Here is a 6,274-nt window from a genome sequence, read left to right on the forward strand (position 1 = left end):
TTAGAGCGTTGCTAAAAATAACGATAATGCTTGCTTTCTTCTATTTTAAGTCAAAAAGAGTTACAGCATTTTATTCTGAATATAATAAGTAGTGTAAGGCAGAGCCAAAAGAACACCCTAATAAAATGAGGTTATTCTAAAGGAGGAAACTAAAAATGCAACTAGTCACTAAAAGCAATTATCTAATTAAAACAAATAATTTATTTAAAACTTATAAAGAACAGCATGCGGTAAATGAAGTATCAATGACAATTAATAGAGGTGATATTTATGGCTTTATAGGAAAAAACGGTGCAGGAAAAACGACCTTTATTCGCCTTTTAACACAACTGATTGAAAAGAGCTCCGGGGATTTGAAATTTAATACAGAAGGAAAAATGAAGATGGGGGCAGTGATTGAAGGACCGGTTTGTTACCCGTACATGTCTGCAAGAGACAACCTGAAATACTATGCCATTCAACGAAATATAAAAACAGAGAAACGAATTGATGAAGTACTTGAATTTGTCGGGTTGGCAAATGTAGATAAGAAAAAAGTATTTAAGGATTATTCATTAGGAATGAAGCAGCGTTTGGGGATTGGTTTAGCGATACTGGATAATCCGGAATTTTTAATTTTGGATGAACCTGTTAACGGATTAGACCCACAAGGAATTGTTGAGATCAGAAAGATCATTCATCGTTTGAATGAAGAATTTGGAACGACGATTTTGATTTCCAGTCATATTTTATCAGAGTTATCACTCGTAGCGACAAGATACGGAATCATCAATGAAGGAAAGCTGGTTAAAGAGTTGACAAGTGAGGAATTGGCAGCAGAATGCGGAAGGTCTATCTCTTTAAATACCTCAAACAATCCTTTGGCAGTTCAGCTTTTAAAAAGTTATGAGTACCAGCTGGAAGAGAAGGAAGGATTGATTTCCATCAAAGAAGAGAAGGAAGCAATGACTGGAATCGCAAAGCTGTTATTTGAAAATGGTATCTATGTAACCTCCTTAGGCTACAAGGAAGAGAATTTAGAAGAATACTATTTAAATTTAATAAGTGGAGGAAATAGCAATGATTAATACATTAAAGGCAGATTTTTATAGAATTATTAAAAGCTCATTGGGATTTTATTCAATAGCTGGACTTATCGTTTTAGGGATTGTTTTTGGTTTTCTTGCTTCTACAGATAACCCGCCACAGCTCATGGTACAGTCTGGTTTGTCAAATGGTGCGTTATTAATACCTGTTTTTTTAACAAATATATTTATGATTGCATGGGGACATGAGTTTAGCTATCGTGTGGTCAATAACTCCTTGATTGCCGGTATGAAACGCAGTACATTCTTTTTCAGCAAAACATTATTGACATTTTTACTAACTATTCTTTTTGTAACGACATTTGCTGGAAGTCTGATTGGAACTACATGGTTTCTCAAAGGTGGATTTTCATTGACAGTAGCGTTAAAACCATTAGTGGCGCAGATACCGCTGTATTTAGCAGCAAGTTGTTTAGGGATTCTACTATTTAATGCACTCAAGGCATCTTACCTCTCAGTAGCAGCATTCATCTCTATTGCCTTTGTCGGAGATACTATTTTTTCAAATATTGTGTCGACATACCTTGGAAAACTAGATTTTATTTTAGACACATTATTCTTTTCAAACTTGCGCATGGTAACAGATTTGTCCGCTGTTTCGTCCAATCAGTTTCAGACGATCATGATTAGTAGTGTTCTATACGGTGCAGCTGCATTGTTCATCAGCTTCAGTTTGTTTAGTAACAGGGAATTCAAATAAGGCGATTGATTAAAAGAATAAAAAATTAGGGAGAGATATATTATGAAGAAAAAATTGATAATTTTGGCAGCGGTATTGGTGACAGGAGGATTCTTTGGATATACAAGCTTTGCAGAGATGAAAACGGAGAATAAAATCAATCTTTCATGGGAGTTGGACGATACTAAAATTGAGAAGATAGCTTTAATTGGTGCGGAACAACATATAGTTGTTGATGTTTTAGAGACGGAAAATGAGTATACTCGGGTGGCACTGTCAGGGAAAGTGTCTGAAGACAATGAAGCATATCTAAAAAATACTGTGGTAAAAGAGGACAGTATTGAAATCACATTAGCAGAGCTGAATCAGTTTCGTTTGATGACAACTGCCAATGGAAAGGAACAATTGAAGCTGACAGTGGAATTAGGGAAAAATGCTTCCTGTGAAGTGCTGGAGGTTAACAGTGTTGTGGGCGATGTGCAAGCAATGATCCAAGAAAACTTTGATGGCGAGTATCATTTAGAGACGAATGAGCAAGGAGAAGTTAAAGCAGTTCCTGAAACTAAGGGAACAAGTAAAGAACAAGTACGAATCGATACGATGGGAGACATCACAGTTGAAAAATAGGAAGGAGCAGAAGCTATGTATGCGCATTATATGCAGAAATCAAGTACAGATTGCGGTATAGCTTCACTGAGGGTCATTTTATCTCAGCTGGAAATTAAGATAAAAAATGTTAGTGAACTATATAAGCACTACAATCTTAAGAAGGATCAGGGGTTGTCATTAGGTGAGTTGAATGAAATTCTGCTCCAATATGGTGTCGTTTCAAGCGCCTATGAAGTCAGAGAATTTGAGGAATTAGAAAAGGTAGAGCAGCTGCCGATGGTATTGGTGGTTGAAAATGAAGGATACGCGCATTATGTTGTTGTTCATGCAATAGATGGAGAGCATTATACGGTTTCGAATCCGGCAGAACCCACTCTAAGAGTTTATGAAAAAGAGGATCTACGAGCGATTTTTCTGGGCTATGCCTTGTGTATTGAAGAAATAAATCCTGCATCTCAGCCGATTAGTAAAAAAACAAAATTTCGCTTTAGTTGGAAAAGAGAAGCAGAGGCAGGCGTTGCGCAAATTCTTTATAAAGAAGTAATGAACAATTTATCCTTTAAAACAAAAGCAAGCATGATTGTACTTCTTTTTCTGAAATATGTATTGCCGTTTGCTACAACAATGTTTATCCAGGCGTTGATGCAGGGAATCACGACAACATCAACAACACTTGATATTTTGAAACCGATCTTTGTTGTCGGGTGGCTGATCTTCTTCTTCTTTATTGTGAATGTGAGAGAAGGGAAGCAGAAGGTAAAATTGGAAAATGAGATTCAGGAGAAAATCTTGATGAGCTACTATAATCAAAAAATCAGCGACTTGGATTCAGGGAAAAATCTAGAAAATATAACGGGTTATTTCTGGAATTTGGTCAATTCAGTTTCCGGTCTGTTTCAGAAATTTTATTTTAAGATCAATATTAGTTATGTTGTTGTTTTGACTGTTATTCTGGCAAATATTTCTAGTTGGCTGGCATTGGCCTTACTGTTTTGGAGCAGTGTCTACACATTGTATTTACGGAAAAATATACAAACAATTCGAAATAATGAGATGGATATTATTGGAAAATCATCAGTATTTTCCTCTGCAATTGAAAATAACATCAAGTCTTCACTGGATATCAATGTTTTTTCAAAAACAAGACAGTCTGGTAATTACGTAAAAGACAAAATGAAGAGCTTTCTGTCTACTCGCTTGAATAATAGTGTAACCGAATTGAATATCGTCTCTGTTTATCAGTCATTAGTTACTATGATGAGTTTAAGCGCATTTGTTATTCTAGGGACTATGACATTCTATGGAGAACAAGATATTCTGATTGATACGACAACTGGAATATTTATCATCTCAATCATATTGAATAGTCTGTCACCAGTTGTGCAGAGCTGGCTGATGTATCAAAAAAGTACAGTAGCTATCGACTTCATTCAAAGCTCCAATGATTATCGCAGCAATATGGAGATTGTGGACAAAGAAGTGTTAGGTATGGAAACGATTGAAATGATTGCAGCAGATCATTTGGATTTCAGCTACAGTCAAGGAAAAGAAATTTTTAAGGACTTTACCATAAAAATGAAAGCTGGAAAGATTTATGGAATAAGAGGAGAAAACGGTTCGGGAAAATCAACGCTGATCAAATTGTTGTCAGGTGTATTACGACCAGATGACGGAGAATTTATCATCAATGATGCTTATCACCTGCCTTCATTGAAGGAAACAAATATTAGCGAGTATATCGGAATGTACTCCCCGGAGTTTAATCTTTACAGCAATACAGTAGGGCGGAATATTCGCTACAAAGTATTTAACGAAGAACTGGAGGAATGGGAGAAAAATCAGTATGAAGATATTTTTGGCCTGAAGCTTTCAAATAATCATTTAGTTCAAATGGATGCTGCGAATTTGTCCCAGGGGCAAAAACAAAAGATTCTTTTGATGAGAGCTTTGTATGAAGAAAAGAGTATCTATATTTTTGATGAACCCACGGGTAACTTGGATAGTAATTCTAAAGCTGCGTTGTTGAAAAAAATTATTGCATTGGCAAAAGAGCAGAATAAAATCGTCATTTTGATCAGTCATGAAAAAGATGTATTGGATTGCTCAGATGAAATCATTGAAGTGTACAAAAAAGGGGGAGCGCTATGAAGAAACTTATTAAAATTATTGTTCCGTTAGCTTTGATAAGTATAGGAATAGTGTTTATGGGATTTAATCAAAAAAGCGACTATACAGAAAATAAAATAGAAGCAAAGAAATTAGAGGAAATGAAAGCAGAGAATGAGACGATTTTTGTTGTGGTGGGTAATCGCTCCTGTTCATCATGTCAGGAATATAAACCGATAATGGAAGAAGCGATTGGAAAAACGAATACCACCGTCTATTACATGGATACAGACAATTCTAAAAACAGTGGCTTTCTAAAAGAAAACAATGTGACCGTAACGCCGACAATTTTGATAGTTAAAGGTGGGGAAATGAAACGATTAGAGGGCAGCCGCAAATTAGAAGAAACGGAAGAGATTTTGCTTGGTAGAGCAGAATTCTAGATAAGGAGAAAAAAATGAAGAAGAAATTGATGATTGCAGCTATATTAACGGGAATTTTTACTATTAACTTATTAACAGCAAACCATGCATACTCTTTAAGCAATGAGGTAGAGGTAAAAGAAGCAGAATTGATCGAATCAAAAGGGGCGTATCCAGAAATTTATGATGCAATTAATGCGATAACAGTTCCTACATTCAAACAAAAGCTTGTACGAGAAGAGTCATTTTATCTTTATGTTGGACGTCCAACATGTGGAGATTGCAATGATTTTGAGCCTGCTCTAATTGATTTAATCAACGAGTATGAGCTGGGAGATAAACTGCTGTATTTGAATGTAGCCAAGCTCAGAATGGATGAACCGGCTTGGGAAGAGTTTAAGGGAACCTATAACCTGATCTATACGCCTACCCTTGCTAAATTCGAGGGTGGAAAATTGATCAGCAAAGTTGAGTGGACACCCGAAGATGGGATTTCAGCTGACGTAGTAGAGACTTGGATCAATAATCATGTAGCAAATGGAAAGAACGAAGGGACGAATAGATAGCATGAAAAAACTTAGTATGAAACAAAGCAAAGAAATACAAGCAGGAAAATATCTTGCGCCAGCTAGTTCATGGTGGTTATATCAGGTTCTCTGCCGCTCATGGAGGTAGGAGTACGCAAAGATTAAACCTAATGTGAGGAGCATAAAATGAGAAAAGTGAACAAGAGACGACTGGAAGAAATACAAGCATGGAAAGTAACAACACTAGGATGGTTCATTAATAACGTATAGTGGATTTAATAGATTTTGTTGGCGAACACCAACAATCCAATCAACATAGAAGTAAATGAAATCAATAAAAAATCAGGAGGAGATATCATGTTTAAATTAAGTATAAAAAAAGGTACAGAGATCAAAGCAGGAAAAATGTTCTGCGTATTCGATATTTTTGGTCATAAATTACTCTGTTTTACTATTAAGTAGATAGTTTTAAAAGTAAAAAATACCAATCATGGTTATGAATACCGATCAATAAAGAAAGAATCCAAGAGAGGGGAGTGTGACTATGTTCAAATTGAGTATGAAAAAAGGTACAGAAATCAAAGCTGGAAAACTGTTTTGTCTATTCGATATCAATGGTTACAGATTGTTCTGTATTAATTATTAAGTAATGAGCATTATAATTGATAATAAAAAAAACAAAAAATAGAAAGTGAGGGAAATAAAATGAAAAAATTAAGTAAAGAAATGAATACGGAAATTAAAGCGGGAATACGAATCTGTGCATTTAATGTCTTTGGGATCAAGCTGTTTTGCTACTACACTTAAGTAGATGACAATAAAATATAAAAAATGGAAGAAGAGGGA

6 protein-coding genes are annotated in these 6,274 nt (G+C 35.4%); all 6 read left to right on the forward strand.

Annotated features, from left to right (window positions below):
* Positions 1–155 precede the first annotated feature (155 nt).
* Genes LI954_RS07825 through LI954_RS07850 form a run of 6 tightly spaced genes read left to right on the forward strand, consistent with a single transcriptional unit; the run spans position 156 to position 5,467 of the window.
* A complete protein-coding gene (locus LI954_RS07825; RefSeq protein ID WP_229444108.1) occupies positions 156–1,067 on the forward strand; it encodes an ATP-binding cassette domain-containing protein in 912 nt (303 codons plus the stop codon).
* Entirely contained in the window at positions 1,060–1,785 is a 726-nt protein-coding gene (locus LI954_RS07830; protein ID WP_229444109.1) for a hypothetical protein, read from the forward strand. The genes LI954_RS07825 and LI954_RS07830 overlap by 8 nt, the downstream gene beginning before the upstream one ends.
* Before the next feature lie 42 nt (positions 1,786–1,827).
* A complete protein-coding gene (locus LI954_RS07835) occupies positions 1,828–2,391 on the forward strand; it encodes a hypothetical protein (protein WP_229444110.1) in 564 nt (187 codons plus the stop codon).
* Between the two features lie 15 nt (positions 2,392–2,406).
* The gene (locus tag LI954_RS07840; RefSeq protein ID WP_229444111.1) at positions 2,407–4,521 is read left to right on the forward strand and encodes an ATP-binding cassette domain-containing protein; all 2,115 of its coding nucleotides are present in this window, start codon (positions 2,407–2,409) and stop codon (positions 4,519–4,521) included.
* A complete protein-coding gene (locus LI954_RS07845; protein ID WP_229444112.1) occupies positions 4,518–4,922 on the forward strand; it encodes a thioredoxin family protein in 405 nt (134 codons plus the stop codon). Before LI954_RS07840 ends, LI954_RS07845 begins: the two co-directional genes overlap by 4 nt.
* 14 nt (positions 4,923–4,936) lie before the next feature.
* Positions 4,937–5,467, forward strand: a complete 531-nt coding sequence (locus LI954_RS07850; protein WP_229444113.1) for a thioredoxin family protein — start codon at positions 4,937–4,939, stop codon at positions 5,465–5,467.
* The last annotated feature ends 807 nt before the right edge of the window (positions 5,468–6,274 follow it).

Source organism: Enterococcus sp. CWB-B31 (genome assembly GCF_020567645.1).
In the GTDB taxonomy this organism is placed as follows: domain Bacteria; phylum Bacillota; class Bacilli; order Lactobacillales; family Enterococcaceae; genus Enterococcus_L.